The following is a 649-nucleotide window of genomic DNA, read 5'->3' as shown; positions in this document are numbered from 1 at the left end:
CTGATATAGATCAGCGCTGACTGCAAAGCCTCATGGTTAATGGCGTTGACCTTGAGCGTTTCCATCTCGATGGGGAGGAACCTTTCATGTTGCGCGTTGTATAAGAAATCATCCTTGGACAATCCCATTGAATGCACATCTTTATCAATCATTCTTGCCACCGTTTTCACAAAATCGACATCGGCATTTTCGTGAAAACGGTGTACCTGTGACAGCGGATAACCGCTGATATTGTTTAACACAATCGCTCGACCGGATAACGTACTGGCGGTACCATCGCCGTAATAACGATTAAATGCCTCTGTTTGATCTTTGATCATGCCCGGTGATTCACCGTCGAAAAAGATTTTTATCAAACGATTAGCTTGCAATTTATCAACGACCACAACGGCTTCTTTGCTTTCTGCAATCACGCTGCCGATAATATTGCTGTGGTCATGCATAAAATCCGAGTAACAACACCCATCGGGTGTTTTAGGCGTTAGGGTGACACCGCAGTTCTTCATCCAGGTAGTATATATCTGCTTTACGTGCTGATGGGATACATGGCGTAGGACTTTGCATATTTCATTGCTCAGCTGTTTTGATTCTGGCGTTTTTATTGTTTTTCCCGTGTTGTGAAATATACTTTTCGCATCACTTTTGGATA

1 protein-coding gene is annotated in these 649 nt (G+C 43.1%); it reads right to left on the bottom strand.

The features are described from left to right. On the bottom strand, positions 1-649 hold a 649-nt coding region (locus J5224_RS33465), incomplete at both ends, for a hypothetical protein (RefSeq protein ID WP_264629190.1).

The organism is Candidatus Symbiopectobacterium sp. NZEC135 (assembly GCF_025962695.1).
This window is presented reverse-complemented; position numbering and strand designations above follow the sequence as displayed.